We start from the raw sequence: 1,039 nt of genomic DNA on the forward strand, positions 1-1,039 counted from the left end.
TGAAGGCCAGGCCAAGGAAGGTCGCTCGTGACACACAATTGCGCGTGCGCGTCGTGCGGTGACGCACGGTCGCGAAGGTCGACTCAATCGCGTTCGTCGTGCGGATGTGCTGCCAGTGCTCGGCCGGGAAGTCGTAGAACGTCAGCAGGCTGTCTCGATCTTTGGTGAGCACGCCGGTGGCCTTGGGATACTTGGCGCCGTAGATCGTTACAAAGCGATCGAAGGCGGCATAGGCATCGGCCCTGGTGGCTGCCATCCAAATCGCCTGCAGATCTGCCTTGGCGCGGCCATGCTGGGATTTTGGCAAGGCGTTCAGGACATTGCCCATCTTGTGGAACCAGCAGCGCTGGGCGCGGGTGGTCGGGAACACCTCCTCGAGGGCCGCCCAGAATCCCATAGCGCCATCGCCGACCGCCGCCAGCGGGCCAGCCTGCAAGCCGCGGGATTTCAGGTCCAGCAGTACTTCCACCCACGATGCCTTCGATTCCCGATAGCCGTCACCGATCGCCACGCGCTCCTTCCTGCCGTCGGGCGTGACACCAATGATCACCAGCAGGCATTGCCCGTCCGAGCCCTCACTGCGCAGACCCGTGTGGATGCCGTCCACCCACCAGTACACATAGCGCGCTGCCGACAGATCCCGCTGATTCCAGTGCGCATGCTCGTCTGCCCACTGCGCTTTCAGCCGGCTCACCACGTTGGCCGATAGCCCCTTGGCATCGTCGCCCAGCAGCACCGACAGCGCCTCGCTCATGTCGCCTGTCGAGACTCCCTTCAGGTACAGCCAGGGCAGTGCGGCACTCACCCTCGGCGACTTCCTCACATACGGCGGCACGATCGCCGAGTTGAACTTCACGCCAGACCCGGACCGGTCGCGCACCTTCGGCACCTTCACAGCAATCGGGCCGGCCCCCGTCAGCACCTCGCGCTCCGGGAGGTAACCATTGCGCACCACAGCGCGCTGCCCGCTCAAGGTCTTGACGTTACTGAACTGCTCAAGCAGCTCTGCCAGCTCCACTTCGATCGCCTCCTGGATGAC

The 1,039-nt window shown here is 64.2% G+C and carries 1 protein-coding gene; it reads right to left on the reverse strand.

Annotated elements, in window-relative coordinates; translation table 11 throughout:
- Positions 1–1,039, reverse strand: a 1,039-nt coding sequence (locus DN412_RS42930) for an IS256 family transposase (protein WP_115217002.1), incomplete at both ends; no start/stop codon positions are given.

Origin of the sequence: Cupriavidus lacunae (assembly GCF_003353055.1) — a bacterium.
Classification (GTDB): domain Bacteria; phylum Pseudomonadota; class Gammaproteobacteria; order Burkholderiales; family Burkholderiaceae; genus Cupriavidus; species Cupriavidus lacunae.